Raw genomic sequence first — 17,239 nt, forward strand, 5'->3', positions numbered from 1 at the left:
GTGCGCGCTCTTGCGCGCCTCGAAGGATGGACACGGGCACCGCCGCCCTTCGAGGGCTACGCTCCAGCGACAACGGCAAAGCCGTTGCGCGGGGGGACGACGGTGATCTAAAGGCCGCTTCCCATGACAGACCAAACCAACGTCAAATTCCGCCTCAACAACTCCGAGCTCTGGGGCGGGCTGATCGGGCTCGGGCTCGGCGCCTTCGTGATCTGGTCGGGCCTCAAGCTGAAGCTCGGCACAATCAACGATCCCGGCTCCGGCTACGTGCTGTTCTACACCGGCATCCTGATGTGCGTGTTCGCGGCCTCGATCATGATCGCGGCGGTGACCGAGGGCGGTCCGACCTTCGCCTCGCGCTGGGAGAATGCGCGATGGGGCAAGCCGGTGCTGGTCATCGTCTGCCTCACGGCGTTCGCCTTTGCGCTGGAGCCGCTTGGCTTCCTGCTGTCGGCGATCCCGCTGATGCTGTTGCTGCTCCGCGTGATCGATCCGGTGCGCTGGTCGCTGGCGATCCCGCTGTCCATCCTTGCCCCGCTCGGGATGTGGTGGGTGCTGAAGCACCTGCTCGCGATCCAGCTGCCGAGCGGCATCTTCGAGATCGGTTGAGCGCCCATGGATACTCTCGTCAACGTCGCCCACGGCCTCGGCGTCGCGCTGCTGCCGATCAACCTGCTCTACTGCTTCATCGGCGTGTTCATCGGCACGCTGGTCGGCGTGCTGCCCGGCATCGGCCCGATCTCGGCGATGTCGCTGCTGCTGCCGGTGACGCTGTCCGGCACGCCGGAATCCGGCATCATCATGATGGCCGGCATCTATTACGGCTCGATGTATGGCGGCTCGACCACCTCGATCCTGGTCAACATCCCCGGCGAAGCGGCTTCCGTCGTCACCTGCATCGACGGCCACCAGATGGCCAAGCAGGGCCGCGCCGGCCCGGCGCTCGGCATCTCCGCCTTCGGCTCGTTCATCGCCGGCACCTTCGCGCTGATCGCCCTGATGCTGGTGGCGCCCTCGCTCGCCAGCGTCGCGATCGCGTTCGGGCCGGCCGAATATTTCAGCCTGATGGTGCTCGGCCTCGTGGTGCTGACCTTCCTCACCCAGGGCTCGATGGCCAAGGCGCTGTTGATGGCCTGCATCGGCGTCGTGCTCGGCCTGGTCGGGCTCGACAGCATCACGGCGCAGCCGCGGCTGACCTTTGGCCGCCTCGAGCTGATCGACGGCATCGGCCTTGTGCCGGTTGTGATGGGCCTGTTCGGCGTCGCCGAGGTGCTGCTCAACACCGAGCAGGCGATCAAGCGCGACATCATCAAGACCAGGATCAACCAATTGCTGCCGAGCAAGGAGGACTGGAAGGCCAGCGCCGGGCCGGTGGCGCGCGGCACGGTGCTCGGCTTCTTCCTCGGCATCCTGCCCGGCGGCGGCGCCGTGGTGGCGTCGTTCGCCTCCTACGCACTGGAGAAGCGGCTCTCGAAGCATCCGGAGCGCTTCGGCCACGGCGCGATCGAGGGCGTCGCGGGGCCGGAATCGGCCAATAATTCCGCGGCCGGCGGCGCCTTCATTCCGCTGATGACGCTCGGCATCCCGCCGAACGTCGTGATGGCGCTGCTGCTCGGCGCCTTCGTGATCCACGGCCTGCAGCCGGGACCGCTGATGATCTCGCAGAACCCGACGCTGTTCTGGGGCATCGTCGCCAGCATGTATATCGGCAATTTGATGCTCTTGGTGCTCAACCTGCCGATGATCGGCATGTGGGTGCAGCTGCTGCGGCTGCCCTACAACGTGCTGTTCCCGCTGATCATCCTGTTCACGATCATCGGCGTCTACTGCTCCAGCAACAACGTGTTCGACGTCCACGTGATGATCGCGTTCGGCGTGATCGGCTATTTCATGCGCAAGCTCGGCTACGAGCCGGCGCCGCTGGTGCTGGCCTTCGTGCTCGGGCCGATGCTGGAGAACAATCTGCGCAAGTCGCTGATCCTCTCGCAGGGCGACCTCATGACCTTCGTGGAGCGGCCGATCTCGGCGATCTGCCTCGCCTTCGCGCTGCTGCTGCTGGTCGGCCCGCTGCTGCCCTCGCTGCGCAAGAAGCGCGAGCTGGTGGCGCTGGATGAGGGGGCGTAGCGCGCGACGAGAGCGAGTTGAGTCGCGTCAAGTCGGTGGTGCGCCCCCTCTCCCGCTTGCGGGCAGGGGAATCGCATATGAGCTCGGTCGCTCCACAAACTCGTCATGCCCGGGCTTGTCCCGGGCATCCACGTCTTTGTTTCCAGGCGAAGAAAGACGTGGATGGCCGGGACAAGCCCGGCCATGACGGTGCGGACAAATCCATTTCCTCCCATATGCGATAGCCCTGCGCTTGCGGGGGAGGGTTGGGGTGGGGGTATCTCCACGAGTCACATCGCGGAAAGAGCCCCCACCCGGATTGCATCTTCGATGCAATCCGGGTGGGGGCAAAGCGGGAGAGGTGAAGCCAGTCCGCGGAAACAACCCACCTCAACCCATCTTCGCCGCCCGTCCGTTCTTCGGCGCCTGGGCCAGCGCGCGGGCCAGCACCTGGGCTTCCTTCTTCAGCATGTCGGCGAGTTCGCCTTCGCGGCGGCGGATGCGGTCGGACGCGGCGCCGATCGAGAGCGCGGCCACCACCTCGCCGGCATCGTCGCGGACCGGCACGCCGACACCGCCCATGCCGGGGAACGCGGCGTCGATCAGCACGGTGTGGCCGGCCTTGCGCGCCATGGCGATCCGCTCGCGCAGGAACTTGGGCGTGATGCGCGGCGATTTCGCCAGTCGCGGCACGATCACCTCGATCACAGCCTCGATCTCGGCATCCGGCAGCCAGACCAGTAGCGCCAGCGCGCCGGCGCCGACGCCGAGCGGACGGCGGCTGCCGATCTGCAGATAGTTCGGTTGCAGCGGATGGTTGCCGACCGAGCGCGCCAGATAAAGCGCCTCGACGCCGGAGCGCACCGACAGCAGCGCCGTATCGGCCGAGCGCTCCGACAGCCGGAGCAGGCTCGGCTGCGCCAGCTCGGCGATGTCGACCGAACGGCGCGCGCCGACCGCCATCACCCGCGCCTCCTGGCCGAGTTCATAGGTCTTGGCGCCGGCGACGCGGCTGACGAAGCCTTCCTCGATCAGCGAGTTGAGGATGCGCAGCGCAGTCGCCTTGTTCAGCGAGGTGGTGTCGGCGATGTCGGTGAGCCGCAGCGGCGAGCGCTGCGCCAGCACGCGCAGGATGGCGCAGACCTTCTGGATCGCGTTGAACTTGTCGGGTTGGCCCGGCTGCGGCGGTGGCCTCTTGCGGCTGGTCCGTGCGGTCGCAGTCGTTGAGGCGTTCATGCCCTGGCCTTCCTTGCCGTCAATTCCAAATCCTGAACCGGGGACGACGAGAGACGCGCCCGGCGGACATCATCCTAGGACGGATGACGTGCGCCGGACACCGTATACTTTCGTCAGATGAAACTTTGATTTCGACTATCTACGCTGCTGTGCAACAATAAGGATATTTGAATTTCGCATCACGAAATCTGATGCCGCTTGCGCATGATCTCTCGAAAAACCGCTTCGCACTTTTTCGGATCATGCGCTACGCTAGCCGCAGCCTGCGGATCGTGAACAGCGCACAGAGGCTGAGGATGCAGACCGCGGTGAGATAGTAGCCCGGCGCGAGCTCGCCGATCGCCGCGAAGCCGCCCAGCCAGGTCATGATCGCCGGCCCCATGCCGCCGAACAATGTGACACCGATGTTGTAGCTGAGGCCGAGCCCGGTCGCACGCGTCGCCGCGGGAAACAGTTCCGACATCAGCGCGGCGAGCGGCCCGTAATACAGCGACTTGAGGACGCCGAGCCAGAGCACGCCGATCAGGATGATCGCAGGCGTCGGCTTGCCGGTGAGCAAGAGGAAGGCCGGGAAGATCGACACCAGCAGCAGCAGCGCGAACACGATCATGTGGGTGGTGCGTCCGATCCTGTCGGAGACCATGCCTGCGATCGGCGCCAGCAGCGCAACCGCGGTCTGCGCGGCGAACGAGGCGATGAAGCCGACCGATGGCGCGAGGTTGAGCGTCTTCACCACATAGGTCGGCATGTAGACGATCAGATAGTTGACCGCGGTCGACACCGCGAGCGCGCCGATCGCAAGCGTCGTGGCGAACTTCTGCCGCGCGAACACTTCCCTGACCGGCGATTCCTGCTTCGCGGCCGGCGGCGGGGTCGCATCGTCGACATGGTTGCGGATGTAGATGCCGACCGGGCCGATCAAGACGCCGAACAGAAACGGCAGCCTCCAGCCCCAGGACTGCAAATCCTCCGGGCTCATCAGCGAGGTCAGGAGCGCACCGAAGCCCGCGCCGAGCAGGCCGCTGACGCCTTGGCTCGCGAACTGCCAGCTCGCCACGAAGCCGCGCCGCTCCGGCATGTGCTCGACCAGGAACGCGGTCGAGGAGCCGAACTCGCCGCCGGCGGAAAAGCCCTGCACCAGCCGCGCCAGCAGCACCGCGATCGGCGCCAGGATGCCGATGGTCTGATAGGTCGGCATCAGCGCCAGCACCAGCGTGCCGAACGTCATCAGCACGATCGACAGCATCAGGGAAGCCTTGCGGCCGTGCCGGTCGGCATAGGCACCGAGCACGACGCCGCCGATCGGGCGGATCAGAAACGACAGGCCGAAGCTGCCGAAGGTCAACAGCAGCGAGGTGGTCGGATCATTGGCCGGGAAGAACGCCTTGGAGAGATACACCGCGAAATAGGCATAGACCGAGATGTCGTACCATTCGAGCGCATTGCCGACCGAGGTCGCGACGATCAGGCGGGTGATGTTTTTCTTGGTGGTGGCGTCTGGGCCGGACATTGCGGTCGGCGTCGATAGCGTCATTAGATGTCCTTTGCCGTGTCCGGCACCAGCCTTCAACTCGTCATAGCCGGGTAGGCTATTCAAGAACGGCGTCGCGTCCGCTCGCCTATGTGCTGACGATCCTCGTTTCCCCCCGTCATCCTGAGGTGCGAGCGGAGCGAGCCTCGAAGGATGCACGGCCCCGCCGGTGGCCGTCGATCCTTCGAGACGCGCGCAAGAGCGCGCTCCTCAGGATGACGGGGAAAATCAGGATGACGGGGAACAAGCGAGCCTCGCTCCTCACCCCTTGTGCTTTGCCTCGCCGAGGTCCCAGAACAGGCCGGCCATGATGGTCAGCGCCTCCTCGGTCACCGACAGCAGGATGTGCTCGTCGGGGGCGTGCTGCGAGCAGCCCGGATAGGAATGCGGCACCCAGATGGTCGGCAGGCCGAGGCCTTCGGAGAACACGTCGTTCGGCAGCGAGCCGCCGAAGTTCGGCAGCACCGCCGGCGCCTTGCCGGTGGTGGCGCGGATCGAGTTCGCCGCCCAGTCGATCCACGGGCTGTCCATGTCGGTGCGCGAGGCGGCAAAGCGCTGCGTGCCCGAGACCTCGACCATCGGGAAACCGTTGTTGTGCAGATAATCCCGCACCGCGTCGATCACCTCGAGATGCCGGGTGCCGACGACGAAGCGGAGCTGCAGCACGGCATTGGCCTTGCCGGGAATCGCGTTGGCGGGCTTGTCGATATTGCCCGACGACATCGCCAGCACTTCCAGCGTGTTCCAGGCATAGAGCCGCTCTGCCGCGGTCAGGCCCTCCTCGCCCCAGTCTTCCGCCAGCGCCGGTTCGTCCGCGGTCGGCTTGACCTCGACGTCGGCGAGCGCGGCGCGGACGCGGTTCGAGATCGGCGGCGGTTTCAGGATCTCGAGCTTCATGCGGCCCTTGCCGTCGACCAGGCTCGCGATCGCGCTCGCCAGGATCGTGGCCGGGTTGGCGAGCACGCCGCCCCAATTGCCGGAATGATTGCCGCCCTCGCGCAGATTGACGTCGAGATGGATGCGGTTGCCGCCGCGGCAGCCGAGGAAGATGGTCGGCCGCTCCGCCGACAGCCGCGGCCCGTCGGAGGCAATGAACAGGTCGGCCTTCAGCTCCTCGCGATGCGCCTCGCAGACCTCGCGCAGATCGGGTGAGCCGATCTCCTCGCCGGTCTCGATGATGAATTTGGCGTTGAAGCCGAGCTTGCCGCCGCGCGCCTGCTTCACCGCGCGCAGTGCGGCCATGTTGATCGAATGCTGGCCCTTGTTGTCGGCGGTGCCGCGGCCATAGACGCGCTCGCCCTTGACCGTGGTCTGCCACGGATTGAGCCCGTCGCGCCACTCGCCGACCATGCCGTCGACGACGTCGCCATGGCCGTAGGTCAGCACGGTCGGCCGCGAAGCATCTTCCTGGTAGTCGGCAATCAGATAGGGCCCGCGGCCGGTCGGCGACTCGATCAGGTGGGTCTTGAAATCGAGCTCGGCGAAGGCCGGTTGCAGATTCTCCACCAGATAGGCGCGCAGCGCATCGGCCTTGTCGGCATTCAGGCTCTCGGTCTGGTAGCCGACCCTGCGGTCCAGCTCCTTCAGGAACCCTCCCGATTGAAAATGCTCTCGCACCTTTGCGATTGCGTCGGCCCGTGTCGCCATGATTGTTCCTTCGTCCGGTCGCGTCTTGGCATGATCGCACCGGAACGCCACGCTTTGCGTCCCGATCATGCTTCTGGAGGGGCGCAACCTATCGGGATCGGATCGCGACCGGAAGGGCGCGAAATGCGAATGGGCCTTGCCAAAACGTGGGAAGTCGCAACAAGTTGATGCGGGACGCCCGGCATCGACCGGGCAGCAATCGAAGCGGCGCGCAAGGTTTCGACCAGGGTTTTCGACAATGACAAAACAAATCCGGCTCAACGCCTTTGCCATGAACTGCGTGGCACATCAGTCGCCGGGGCTGTGGACCCATCCGCGCGACCGCACCAGGGACTACAACAAGCTGTCCTACTGGATCGATCTGGCGAAGACGCTCGAGCGCGGCCGGTTCGACGGGTTGTTCCTCGCCGACGTGCTCGGCGTCTACGACGTCTATGCCAATAGTCCGGATGCGGCGCTGCGCAACGCGGCGCAGACCCCGGCCAACGAACCGTTGATGCTGATCCCGGCGATGGCCGCGGTGACCGAAAATCTCGGCTTCGGCGTCACCAGCAATCTGTCCTTCGAGCCGCCCTACCCGTTCGCGCGGCGGATGTCGACGCTCGACCATTTGACCGGCGGCCGGGTCGGCTGGAACGTGGTGACCGGCTATCTCGATAGTGCCGCGCGCGGCGCCGGCAAGGACAAGCAGACCGCGCATGACGACCGCTACGAGCTCGCCGACGAATATATGGAGCTGGTCTACAAGCTCTGGGAAGGCAGCTGGGAGGACGACGCCGCGATCCGCGACGTCGCGCGCGGCATCTTCACCGATCCGAGCAAGGTGCATCCGGTACACCACGACGGCAACAACTACCGGCTCAACGCGATCCACCTGTCGGAGCCGTCGCCGCAGCGCACGCCGGTGCTCTACCAGGCGGGCACCTCGCCGCGCGGCCGGCAGTTCGCCGCCGAGCATGCCGAATGCGTGTTCATGTCGGGACCGTCGGCGAAGGTGATCGGCCCGCGCGTGTCGGCGATCCGCGAGCTCGCCGCCGCGAAGGGCCGCAACCCGGCCGAGATCCTGATGTTCTCGATGATGTGCGTCGTGGTGGCGCCGACCGAGGCGGAGGCGAAAGCGAAGTACGCCGAGTATCGCAGCCATATCAGCCATGAAGGCGCGCTGGCTCTGATGTCGGGCTGGACCGGCGTCGACTTCTCGACCTATTCGCTCGACCAGGAGGTGCGGCACGTGCAGAACGACGCCGGCCGCTCCGCGATGGACAACGTCACCCGCGCCGATCCCGACCGGGTCTGGACCGTGCGCGAGGTCGCCGAGCATGTCGGCATCGGCGGCGCCGGCCCCGTGGTGGTCGGCTCGCCGGAGCAGGTCGCCGACAAGATCGAGCAATGGTTCGAGGACACCGACGTCGACGGCCTCAATGTCGCGTTTGCGATCTCGCCCGGCGATTTCGAGGACATCGCCGACATGCTGGTGCCGGAGCTCGTCAAGCGCGGCCGCTACAAGCGGGAGTATGCGAAGGGCACCTTGCGCGAGAAGCTGTTCGGCGCAGGGCGCGCGAGGCTAGACACGACGCATCCGGCGAGCCGGTACCGGGTGAAGAGCGCTGCAGCGGAGTAGAGGGTGCTCTTCGTCCCGTCATCCTGAGGAGCGCGCTCTTGCGCGCGTCTCGAAGGATCGACGGCCAGCAGCCGGGCCGTGCACCCTTCGAGACGCGCGGAGCCTGTCATCGGGCCACGCTTCGCGCGGACCCGTTGGCGCTCCTCAGGGTGACGGTGATAGAGAAGAGCGCGCGGCCCTCCGCGCGCTCAATTCACCGAATTGCTCACCACCACCTCGATCAGCTTCGCGCCCGGGCGGCTGAACGCCGACTTCATCGCGCCCTTGAGCTCCTGCGGGTCGGTGATCCTGATCGCCTCCAGCCCGAGCGAGCGTGCGAGGGCGGTGAAATCGACCGGCGGGTCGATGAAGTCCATGCCGACATAATGATCGTCGCCATGGAACGCGAGCAGGCGCTGCTTGATGATGCGGTAGCCGCCATTGTTGACGATGACGAAAGTCAGCGGCAGCTTGTGATTGGCCGCGGTCCACAGCGACTGGATCGAGTACATCGACGAGCCGTCGCCGGAATAGCACACCACCGGCCGCTGCGGATTGGCGAGGCTGACGCCGACCGCGGCCGGCAGGCCCCAGCCGATGCCGCCGGAGGCCAGCGCGTGGTAGCCGTAGCGGTCGCGATGCGGCCTCAAGCCGATGATCTGGCGCGACGAGGTCAGGCCCTCGTCGACCAGGATCGCATTGTCGGGCATCGCCTCCACGACCTGCAACGCGAGCCAGTCCGGATCGATCGGCGAGGTCTGGCTCGCCTTCGAGATCTGCTCGACCAGCGCCTTCCGCTTCGCCGCCCAGTTTCTTGTCGACAGCGCCGCGAGCCCCTGCCTGGCGCGCGCCTCCAGCGCGCCGCCGCCGGCCTCCTTCAACGCAGGGACCAGCGCGCGCAGCGTTTCCTTGACGTCCGCCTTCAGCGCGATCTCGGCGCCGTAGTTCCTGGCGAGGTCGCTGTCGACCAGGCCGACCTGCACGATCGAGAGCCCGTCCGGCAGCGGATCGACCTCGCTGTAGACCGACATCCGCAACGGATCGCCGCCGAGCGCGATCAACAGATCATGCGGCGCCAGCACGTCGCGCGCGACCTTCTGCAGCCGCGCGATCGCGCCCATGAAGCTCGGGCTTTCGGAGAGGAAATGCGAACCATAAGGCGTCGGCGATTGCCAGGCCGGACAGCCCAGCGTCTCGGCGAGATCGGCCGCCTCGCGCAGCGCATCGCTTTTCACGATCTCGTCGCCGACGACGATCACCGGTCGCTCCGCTTTCAGGATGCGCGCGGCCAGCGCCTTGAGCGAATCCTCCGACGGCCGGACGCGGGTGTCGATCCGGCTGGAGCGGCCGAGCTCGATGCCGGCCTCCGCATTGAGGATGTCGCCCGGCAGCGAAATGAACACCGGCCCGGTCGGCGGCGTGGTCGCGATCTTGGCGGCGCGGCGCACGATGCGCGGCAGGTCTTCGAGCCGCGTCACCTCGACCGCCCATTTTACCAGCGGCGTCGCCATCTGCACCAGCGGGCCATAGAGCACCGGTTCGGTCAGACCATGGCCCTGTTCCTGCTGCCCGGCGGTGAGGATCAGCGGCGTGCCGGTGAAGCTTGCGTTGTAGAGCGAACCCATCGCATTGCCGAGTCCCGGCGCGACATGGACGTTGCAGGCGACGAGCTTGCCGGAGGCGCGGCTGAAGCCGTCGGCCATCGCGACCACCAGGCTCTCCTGCATCGCCATCACATAGGTGAGATCGGGATGATCCTTCAGCGCGTGCATGATCGGCAATTCGGTGGTGCCGGGATTGCCGAACAGATGGGTGACGCCCTCATCCTTCAGCAGCGCCAGAAATGCCGAGCGGCCGGTAATGCGATTCTTCATGTTCCCTCCAGGCCTGTCGGCGCGTTGACCGACGGGGATCGAGGCAGATGACCAAACTTGCGCAGCTGGAGCAATCGAGCGAGCGGTCATGGCCGCATTCCGCAGGCGCGCGCCTGAAGCAAGATGCTCGCTAGAACATCCCCTCGCGCGCGCTGCGCTTCTTCTTTTTCGAGCGCTGCCAGACCACGCCGGGATAGCCTTTCAGCGGCACCAACGGCTCGCCGGTATAGGCCCATTCCTGCAGCTCCTCGATCGCGATGTGATAGAGCGGCTGCCGGCCGGTGCGCCCCGAGAACAGCGCACGCGGGATGTTGACCATGTGCGGCGACCGCGCGCGTTCGTAGACGATGGGCGTGCCGCAATTGGCGCAGAAGCTGCGCGCGGTCTTGCTTTTCGCGTCCTCGTAGCGTGACAGCTCGCCTTCACCTTGCGTGATGCGGAAGCGCTTCTTCCAGCTGCCGACATAGGTCGCATAAACCGCACCATGGGCGCGGCGACTGGCGGCGGTGTGATCATGCCAGGCCCAGCGCGCCGGCACATCGATCTCGAACCTCACCCTGCCGCACAGGCATTGGCCGGCCGCGGGCTTCGCCAGCGCCACGGGCTTTGGTTTTTTGGTCGGCTCGAACTCGTCGTCCGGAAACATCGCGGTCTCCCATCAAGGCATTGTAGCCCGGACGAGCGAAGCGATATCCGGGCTACGAAGAGTTACGCCTGCGCCAATTCGTCGTGCACCGGATAATCCGTGTAGCCCTTCTCCTCGCCGGCATAGAAGGTGGCGCGGTTGTACTTGGTCAAGGGATAGCCGCGCTGCAGCCGGCGCGGCAGGTCCGGGTTGGAGATGAAGTAGCGGCCGAACGCGATCGCATCGGCATGGCCTTCGGCGACCGCGCTCTGTGCGGTGTCGCCGACGAAATTGCCGGCGGTGATCAGCACGCCGCTCCACATCGGGCGGTACAGCACCATCGCGGACGGCACGTTCTGCCAGTCGACCTCGGCGCGGCCGGTGCCCGAAGCGCGCGGCTCGATGAAATGCAGATAGGCGAGCCCGAGCTTGTCCAGCGCCGTGATGGCGTGGCCGTAGAGCGGCATCGGGTCGGCCTCGCCGCTGCCATTGGCGATGCCGTAGGGCGAGAGCCGCACGCCGACGCGGCTCGCGCCCCAGACCTCGGTCACCGCCTGCGTCACCTCCATCAGGAAGCGGACGCGGTTCTCGATCGAGCCGCCATACCGGTCGGTGCGCAGATTGCTGCGCGACTGCAGGAACTGCTCGATCAGATAGCCATTGGCGCCGTGGATCTCGACGCCGTCGAAGCCGGCGACGAGCGCGTTCTTCGCGCCTTGCCGGTAGGCCTCGACCATCAGGGCGACCTCGTCGGTCTCGAGCGCGCGCGGCGTCTCGTAGTCGACCACCTTGCCGTCCGCCGTCATGCACTTGAACTCGGACGGGATCGCGACCGCCGACGGCGCCACCGGCAGCGCGCCACCCGGCTGGAACGAGGAATGCGAGACGCGGCCGACGTGCCAGAGCTGCAGGAAGATCAAGCCGCCCTTGGCGTGCACGGCATCCACCACCTCGCGCCAGCCCGCGATCTGGGCCTCGCTATAGATGCCGGGAACACCGGGATTGCCGAAGCCGGTCTCGACCACCGGCGAGGCCTCCGCGATCAGCAGGCCGCCCGGCGTCGCGCGCTGCGCATAATATTCCGCGTTCATCGGCCGCGGCGCGAGGCTCGGCCGCGACGCCCGCATCCGCGTCAGCGGCGCCATCACGACGCGATGTTCGAGCTGGTAAGGACCAATCTTGAGCGGAGAGAACAGCGACGGAGGATTCATGCCTGCCCCAAATATTCTTACGTGGTTTCCGTTGTAGTGTGGGCACGATCGGCCCAGAAAACCGGTTACCACTTTTTCGGATCATGCCCGTTATCTAACGGGTTCATCTTGTTCATGAAAGCGGGTAGTGGCAATCTGTTGCCACGAGAACAGGTCTCCCATGTCGAAATCGAGCGCCTCATCGCTCCCCTCCCTCAGCGTCCGCATCGACCTCGATGCCGAGGACCGGATCGGGCCGGGCAAGATCCTGCTGCTGGAGCGGATCAAGGAATGCGGCTCGATCTCGGCCGCCGGCCGCGCCATGGACATGAGCTACAAGCGCGCCTGGGACCTGGTCGACGAGATCAACCGCATCTGCCGGCAGGCGGCGGTGGAACGGCAGACCGGCGGCAAGAATGGCGGCGGCGCGGTGCTGACCCCGTTCGGCCTCTCCTTGGTGGCACGCTACCGCAAGATCGAGCGCGACGCGGCAAGCGCCGTGCGCAAGGATCTCGAGGCGCTGCGCAGCGACATCGGCAAGCCGAAGAAGGCCGCGGGGCGGTAAACGCAGGAACCGGCGGCTGTCGCAGGGGCGCTTACGAAAATATCGAAAACAACCCCATGCAAAGGAGCCGGCGGCGGCCGGCGTTCGACAAGGCAACTTGACGCGTCGGGCAAATCAGGGCTACTCTTCTAATATTCCGAAATCGTGTGGGCGTTGGGGTGAAGGGCTTCCGTTCTGCGAGCACGCCAAGCGTTGAGACCTGTACCCCCTCGCCCCGATTGCATCACCGATGCAATCCGACCTCTCCCCGCAGGCGGCAGGGCTATCGCATATGAATGAACCGATTCTTCCGCGCCGTCATGGCCGGGCTTGTCCCGGCCATCCACGTCTTTTCTTCGCGTGGAAACGAAGACGTGGATGCCCGGGACAAGCCCGGGCATGACGAGTTTATGGGAACTCCGATTACCTCAAACGGCCATCTGCGATTGCCCTGCCGCAAGCGGGGAGAGGTGAAGAGAAACGGCGGGACCAGCCCTAGCCGGTCTTGATCCAGACCGCCTTGACGTTGAGATATTCCTCGACGTGCTGCTTGCCGGACTCGCGGCCGTAGCCGCTCATCTTGTAGCCGCCGAACGGCACCGCCGGATCCATCGCCTGGTAGCAATTGACCCAGACCGAGCCGGCGCGCAGCGCCTTGGCGACCTGGTGCGCCTTGCTGACATTGGTGGTCCAGACGCCCGAGCCGAGGCCGAAGGTGGTGGCGTTGGCGCGCTTGATCAGTTCGTCCGGATCCTTGAACGAGATCGCCGAGATCACCGGGCCAAAAATCTCCTCCTGCGCGATACGCATGTTGTCCTGCACATTGGCAAACACGGTCGGCTGCACGAAATAGCCCTTCGACAGCGCGCCCTCAGTGAGGCGGCCGCCGCCGGCAAGCGCCTTGGCGCCCTCCTTCTGGCCGATGTCGAGGTAGCCCGAGACGCGGTCCATCTGCTGCTGCGACACCAGGGGACCAATCTGGGTGTTGGGGTCGAGGCCGTTGCCGACCTGCAGCTTCCTGCCGAACTCGGCGACGCGGCCGACGAATTCGTCATAGACCTTCTGCTCGACGAACAGCCGCGTGCCGGCGCTGCAGATCTGGCCCGAATTGGCGAACACCGCCATCGCAGCTCCCGGCACCGCGGCGTCGAGATCGGCGTCGGCAAACACGATGTCCGGCGACTTGCCGCCGAGCTCGAGCGAGACGCGCTTGAGGTTGCCGGCCGACGCACGGATGATCGACTGGCCGGTGACATGCGAGCCGGTGAAGGCGACCTTGTCGACATCCGGATGCGAGGCGAGCGCGGCGCCCGCGGTCTCGCCATAGCCCGGCACGACGTTGACGACGCCGGGCGGAATCCCGGCCTCCATGCAGAGCTCGCCGATGCGCAGCGAGGTCAACGGCGATTCCTCGGCCGGCTTCAGCACCACGGTGCAGCCGGTCGCGATCGCCGGGCCGATCTTCCAGATCGAGGCGGTCAGCGGCCCGTTCCAGGGAATGATCGCGCCGACCACGCCGATCGGCTCCTTCAGCGTGTAGGAGAAGATCTCGCCGGGCAGCGAGTTCTCGATGGTCTCGCCATGGATCGCGGTCGCCTGGCCGGCATAGTAGCGCAGCATGCCGAGCGCGCGCAGGCGGTTGCCGCGGGTGCGGCTGATCGGTGCGCCCATGTCGAGCGTGTCGAGCTGGGACAGTTCCTCGAAATTGGCTTCGACGAGTTCGGCGAGCTTGAGCAGCATGTTCTGCCGCTCGAACGGCTTCACCTTGCTCCAGGGCCCTTCGAACGCGCGGCGCGCCGCCGCGACCGCACGGTTGATGTCCTCGGCATCGCCCTCGGCGACCGACGCGAGCAACTCACCGGTGGCGGGATTATGCGTCTCGAATTTCTTGCCGGAGGCGGCGTCGACCCATTTGCCGTCGATCAGCATCTTCTTGTAGGAGCCATCGGCATAAGGATGGCGCGTGATCGGAATAGCCTGCGAAACAGCCATGTTTGCACTCCCTGTAAAATGTCGGCTGAGGTCTTTTGGAAGCGTTATATCCCGAATTCTACAGCGCGAACGCGAAACCGTAAAGCCGAGCCCGCGTTGATCAGGGCGGCACACACGAAAGCCTCCCATGCGCCCGCGTGCATGGTACGATAGCGACTGAACCTCAGCCACATATGTGTCCGGAGACCGCCGATGCCCCACCCCGTGATATCAGCCAATCATGTTGCCGTGATTACCGGCGGCGCCTCCGGAATCGGGCTCGCCGCCGCATTGCGGTTCGCGCAGGCCGGGATGAAGGTCTGCATCGCAGACCTCGGCGACGACCGGCTGAAGGATGCTGGGACAAAACTGTCATCTGCGGCGCCGGGTGGCGCGGCTGATATCATGACGTCAGCGGTCGACGTCAGCCGCGCCGACGAAGTGGCAAGCCTCGAAGACACGGTCGCGAAAAAATTCGGCGGCACCGACATCCTGATGAACAATGCCGGCATCCAGCCCGGCAGCGCGATGTTCGGGCCCGCGGACAATTGGCAGCGCATTCTCGGCGTTAATTTGTGGGGCGTGATCAACGGCACGCAGGCGTTCGCGCCTGGCATGATCAAGCGCGGCCGGCCGGGGCTGATCATCAACACCGGCTCCAAGCAGGGCATCACCACGCCGCCGGGTGATCCCGCCTACAACGTCTCGAAGGCCGGCGTGAAGGCATTCACCGAGGCGCTGCAGCACGAGCTGCGCAACACCGACGGCTGCAAGATCACGGCGCATCTCTTGATCCCGGGCTTTGTCTTTACCGGGCTGACCGCGCGCGGCCGCACCGAGAAGCCGGCCGGCGCCTGGACGGCGGAGCAGACCGTCGACTTCATGATCGAACGCCTCGATGCCGGCGACTTCTACATCCTCTGCCCCGACAACGACGTGCCGCGCGCGCTCGACGAACGCCGCATCCTGTGGGCCGCCGGCGACATCGTCGAGAACCGCCCGCCGCTGTCGCGCTGGCATCCGGATTACGGCGACGCGTTCGCCGCGTTCGTGAAGAGGAAGTAAGACTACGTAGGATGGGCTAACCCTTTCCCCATTCGTGCTGTCATCGCCCGGCTTGACCGGGCGATCCAGTATTCCAGAGACTTCAATGCTTGAACCGAGGGGCCGCGGCGTACTGGATGCCCCGCGTGAAGCGGGGCATGACAGCGGAATATATGGCGGACAGTGCGTAGGATGGGTTGGCGCAGCGAAACCCACCCACTCTGCTCACAACCGAGAGAATTGTCGGTTACGCCTTCGGCTAATCCACCCTACGCATCCCTCGCTAATTCGCGCGCATCTGCACCCTTGTCACCGGCTGCGCCACCAGCGCCTCGCCGAGCTCGCTCTGCTGGGCGCGCGGGATCGAGAAGCAGACGCTGAAGCCGTCCGACGTCTTGAGCGTCATCATGCCCTGGGCCGGATCGGTCGACTGCTCGATCACCCAGGAATCCAGCGGATAGGCGTAGCGCAAGGTCTGGTCGCCGAAGCGGGTCTGCAGCGCCTTGCTGATCAGCCCGGGCAAGGTCATGACCAGCGCGCCGACCTGGTTGATCGACAGACGGATGGTTGCGGGCTCGCCCTTGCCGTCCACGAAGCCCAGCGAAATGGCGCAGCCGTCGGACGCGACTTCGCAGGTGGTGAGCTCCTGGGTTTCGATCTGCATGCCGGCACTCCGGATCATCGTTATATTCCATTCAATATATCGCGAAGACGACCAGCGTCCAGCCCTTAAAAAGTATAGCCGCGGCGGTGACCGGCAGAGGCGCGCGCGGCATTAGAATCTATTGAAGCCCGCGGTGCCCCGATTGACGCCGGGCGGGCAACCGCGAAATAAATCAGCACGAAGCTCAGGCTGATTTTTCTTCACGATTTCCAGGGAATTCATTCGGTTCGGCAGTGCCGCGCGCGCCGGCTGCAAGCTCGATCTGTCGCGGCTGCAGGCCGCCGGTATCCGCGTCGCCGATGCGCTGGCTGAAGGCGCCGATCTCGTGGTCATCAACCGCTTCGGCAAGCGGGAGCGCGACGGCAAGGGCCTCGGCTTTGTGATCGAGCGCGCGCTCGGCGCCGACATCCCCATCGTGATCGCGGTGTCGCGCGCGAACTTTGCGGACTGGATCAAGTTCGCCGGCGGGATGAGCGTGAAGCTCGCCTGCGACCGCCACGCGCTCGATGCCTGGTGGCACAACGTCTCGCTGCGGGCCGCGGCCCGGACCGCGCCGGATCACACCACGGTCCGCGAAGCATTCAAGTAGAGGCGCTTGGTCAGGTGGGTGGATTGCGCCCAGCCAATCCGTCATCCTGAGGAGCGCGCATCGCGCGCGTCTCGAAGGATCGACGGCCACCGGCCGGGCCGTACATCCTTCGAGACGCGGCCAAAAGGCCGCTCCTCAGGGTGACGGTATGAGAATTGTAGCGAGCGCCCTCAGTACGCCGTCGTCCTGGCGAAAGCCAGGACCCATAACCACCGAATTCGATTGCGCGTGCGATAGTGGCCCCAGCGTCGCACAACAACAAGCGGTTGGGGCAATGGGTCCTGGCTTTCGCCAGGACGACGCTGAATACATTCACATTCTCTCTCAGGAGACGGGAGAGCGGCCCCGCTCACAGCGTCTCCTGCTTGTGGTCGCAGTTCTTGCAGGTGAACTTGACGCGGGACTGGCCCTTTTCCACCTGCACCCGGTTCGGCGCACCGCATTTGCCGCAAACGGCCTCGATCCGGGTCATGCCCTGCTTGATGACGAGGTTCCGCTTTTCCATGGTCTCGCGGATGAGGCGTTCGGCCTCCTCGCGCAGCGATTGCTTCGACATCATCTCCACCGGTCGTTGGTTAGCGGGCGGCGTCATAGCACGACCGCGTGAAGTTTTGACAGCGG

15 protein-coding genes are annotated in these 17,239 nt (G+C 65.6%); 6 read left to right on the forward strand and 9 right to left on the reverse strand.

Translation table 11 applies throughout. The features are described 5' to 3' along the window. The first annotated feature begins 123 nt into the window (after positions 1–123). The gene (locus tag JEY66_RS37460) at positions 124–609 is read left to right on the forward strand and encodes a tripartite tricarboxylate transporter TctB family protein (RefSeq protein WP_016845625.1); all 486 of its coding nucleotides are present in this window, start codon (positions 124–126) and stop codon (positions 607–609) included. 6 nt (positions 610–615) lie between these two features. Beyond that, positions 616–2,124, forward strand: a complete 1,509-nt coding sequence (locus JEY66_RS37465; protein WP_016845624.1) for a tripartite tricarboxylate transporter permease — start codon at positions 616–618, stop codon at positions 2,122–2,124. A gap of 369 nt (positions 2,125–2,493) precedes the next feature. Here the strand turns inward: JEY66_RS37465 and JEY66_RS37470 are convergent, their stop codons facing one another. From JEY66_RS37470 to JEY66_RS37480, 3 genes are all read right to left on the reverse strand, one after another. Then, positions 2,494–3,339, reverse strand: coding sequence for an IclR family transcriptional regulator (locus JEY66_RS37470; protein ID WP_018269742.1), 846 nt, complete (start codon positions 3,337–3,339; stop codon positions 2,494–2,496). A gap of 247 nt (positions 3,340–3,586) precedes the next feature. Further along, positions 3,587–4,873 carry an MFS transporter gene (locus tag JEY66_RS37475; RefSeq protein WP_018269741.1) on the reverse strand — a complete coding sequence of 429 codons (1,287 nt, stop codon included), beginning with the start codon at positions 4,871–4,873 and terminating at the stop codon, positions 3,587–3,589. 258 nt (positions 4,874–5,131) lie between these two features. After that, entirely contained in the window at positions 5,132–6,517 is a 1,386-nt protein-coding gene (locus JEY66_RS37480; protein WP_038380180.1) for a M20 family metallopeptidase, read from the reverse strand. A 238-nt stretch (positions 6,518–6,755) separates the two neighbouring features. On the opposite strand from JEY66_RS37480, the gene JEY66_RS37485 reads away from it, so the two are divergent. Continuing rightward, complete coding sequence (locus JEY66_RS37485; RefSeq protein WP_018269739.1) at positions 6,756–8,138, forward strand: LLM class flavin-dependent oxidoreductase; 1,383 nt, start codon at positions 6,756–6,758, stop codon at positions 8,136–8,138. Positions 8,139–8,326: 188 nt separating this feature from the next. On the opposite strand, the gene JEY66_RS37490 is transcribed toward JEY66_RS37485, so the two are convergent. From JEY66_RS37490 to JEY66_RS37500, 3 genes are all read right to left on the reverse strand, one after another. Further along, positions 8,327–9,991: a thiamine pyrophosphate-binding protein gene (locus JEY66_RS37490; protein WP_018269738.1), complete on the reverse strand. Its 1,665-nt coding sequence runs from the start codon at positions 9,989–9,991 to the stop codon at positions 8,327–8,329. A gap of 130 nt (positions 9,992–10,121) precedes the next feature. Continuing rightward, entirely contained in the window at positions 10,122–10,637 is a 516-nt protein-coding gene (locus JEY66_RS37495) for a GFA family protein (protein WP_018269737.1), read from the reverse strand. Between the two features lie 62 nt (positions 10,638–10,699). After that, a complete protein-coding gene (locus JEY66_RS37500) occupies positions 10,700–11,827 on the reverse strand; it encodes an alkene reductase (RefSeq protein ID WP_016846470.1) in 1,128 nt (375 codons plus the stop codon). A gap of 160 nt (positions 11,828–11,987) precedes the next feature. On the opposite strand from JEY66_RS37500, the gene JEY66_RS37505 reads away from it, so the two are divergent. Beyond that, the gene (locus JEY66_RS37505; RefSeq protein WP_016846469.1) at positions 11,988–12,371 is read left to right on the forward strand and encodes a winged helix-turn-helix domain-containing protein; all 384 of its coding nucleotides are present in this window, start codon (positions 11,988–11,990) and stop codon (positions 12,369–12,371) included. 474 nt (positions 12,372–12,845) lie between these two features. Here the strand turns inward: JEY66_RS37505 and JEY66_RS37510 are convergent, their stop codons facing one another. Beyond that, the gene (locus JEY66_RS37510) at positions 12,846–14,342 is read right to left on the reverse strand and encodes an aldehyde dehydrogenase family protein (protein WP_016846468.1); all 1,497 of its coding nucleotides are present in this window, start codon (positions 14,340–14,342) and stop codon (positions 12,846–12,848) included. Positions 14,343–14,534: 192 nt separating this feature from the next. On the opposite strand from JEY66_RS37510, the gene JEY66_RS37515 reads away from it, so the two are divergent. Beyond that, on the forward strand, positions 14,535–15,386 hold the full coding sequence (locus JEY66_RS37515; RefSeq protein WP_026192233.1) for an SDR family NAD(P)-dependent oxidoreductase: 852 nt from the start codon (positions 14,535–14,537) through the stop codon (positions 15,384–15,386). A 262-nt stretch (positions 15,387–15,648) separates the two neighbouring features. Here JEY66_RS37515 and JEY66_RS37520 read toward each other — a convergent pair whose 3' ends face one another. Beyond that, a complete protein-coding gene (locus JEY66_RS37520) occupies positions 15,649–16,029 on the reverse strand; it encodes a hypothetical protein (protein WP_018269736.1) in 381 nt (126 codons plus the stop codon). A 220-nt stretch (positions 16,030–16,249) separates the two neighbouring features. Here JEY66_RS37520 and JEY66_RS37525 point away from each other — a divergent pair, with 220 nt between their 5' ends. After that, complete coding sequence (locus JEY66_RS37525) at positions 16,250–16,618, forward strand: DUF2478 domain-containing protein (RefSeq protein ID WP_075968996.1); 369 nt, start codon at positions 16,250–16,252, stop codon at positions 16,616–16,618. Between the two features lie 349 nt (positions 16,619–16,967). Here the strand turns inward: JEY66_RS37525 and JEY66_RS37530 are convergent, their stop codons facing one another. Next, on the reverse strand, positions 16,968–17,174 hold the full coding sequence (locus JEY66_RS37530) for a hypothetical protein (RefSeq protein ID WP_026192232.1): 207 nt from the start codon (positions 17,172–17,174) through the stop codon (positions 16,968–16,970). Positions 17,175–17,239 lie beyond the last annotated feature (65 nt).

Origin of the sequence: Bradyrhizobium elkanii USDA 76, assembly GCF_023278185.1 — a bacterium.
In the GTDB taxonomy this organism is placed as follows: domain Bacteria; phylum Pseudomonadota; class Alphaproteobacteria; order Rhizobiales; family Xanthobacteraceae; genus Bradyrhizobium; species Bradyrhizobium elkanii.

Bases quoted from the DNA above. Each gene is read 5' to 3' on its own strand.
- JEY66_RS37460 (WP_016845625.1), top strand. From the start codon at position 124: ATGACAGACCAAACCAACGTCAAATTCCGCCTCAACAACTCCGAGCTC.
- JEY66_RS37465 (WP_016845624.1), top strand. From the start codon at position 616: ATGGATACTCTCGTCAACGTCGCCCACGGCCTCGGCGTCGCGCTGCTG.
- JEY66_RS37470 (WP_018269742.1), bottom strand. From the start codon at position 3,339: ATGAACGCCTCAACGACTGCGACCGCACGGACCAGCCGCAAGAGGCCA.
- JEY66_RS37475 (WP_018269741.1), bottom strand. From the start codon at position 4,873: ATGACGCTATCGACGCCGACCGCAATGTCCGGCCCAGACGCCACCACC.
- JEY66_RS37480 (WP_038380180.1), bottom strand. From the start codon at position 6,517: ATGGCGACACGGGCCGACGCAATCGCAAAGGTGCGAGAGCATTTTCAA.
- JEY66_RS37485 (WP_018269739.1), top strand. From the start codon at position 6,756: ATGACAAAACAAATCCGGCTCAACGCCTTTGCCATGAACTGCGTGGCA.
- JEY66_RS37490 (WP_018269738.1), bottom strand. From the start codon at position 9,991: ATGAAGAATCGCATTACCGGCCGCTCGGCATTTCTGGCGCTGCTGAAG.
- JEY66_RS37495 (WP_018269737.1), bottom strand. From the start codon at position 10,637: ATGTTTCCGGACGACGAGTTCGAGCCGACCAAAAAACCAAAGCCCGTG.
- JEY66_RS37500 (WP_016846470.1), bottom strand. From the start codon at position 11,827: ATGAATCCTCCGTCGCTGTTCTCTCCGCTCAAGATTGGTCCTTACCAG.
- JEY66_RS37505 (WP_016846469.1), top strand. From the start codon at position 11,988: ATGTCGAAATCGAGCGCCTCATCGCTCCCCTCCCTCAGCGTCCGCATC.
- JEY66_RS37510 (WP_016846468.1), bottom strand. From the start codon at position 14,342: ATGGCTGTTTCGCAGGCTATTCCGATCACGCGCCATCCTTATGCCGAT.
- JEY66_RS37515 (WP_026192233.1), top strand. From the start codon at position 14,535: ATGCCCCACCCCGTGATATCAGCCAATCATGTTGCCGTGATTACCGGC.
- JEY66_RS37520 (WP_018269736.1), bottom strand. From the start codon at position 16,029: ATGCAGATCGAAACCCAGGAGCTCACCACCTGCGAAGTCGCGTCCGAC.
- JEY66_RS37530 (WP_026192232.1), bottom strand. From the start codon at position 17,174: ATGTCGAAGCAATCGCTGCGCGAGGAGGCCGAACGCCTCATCCGCGAG.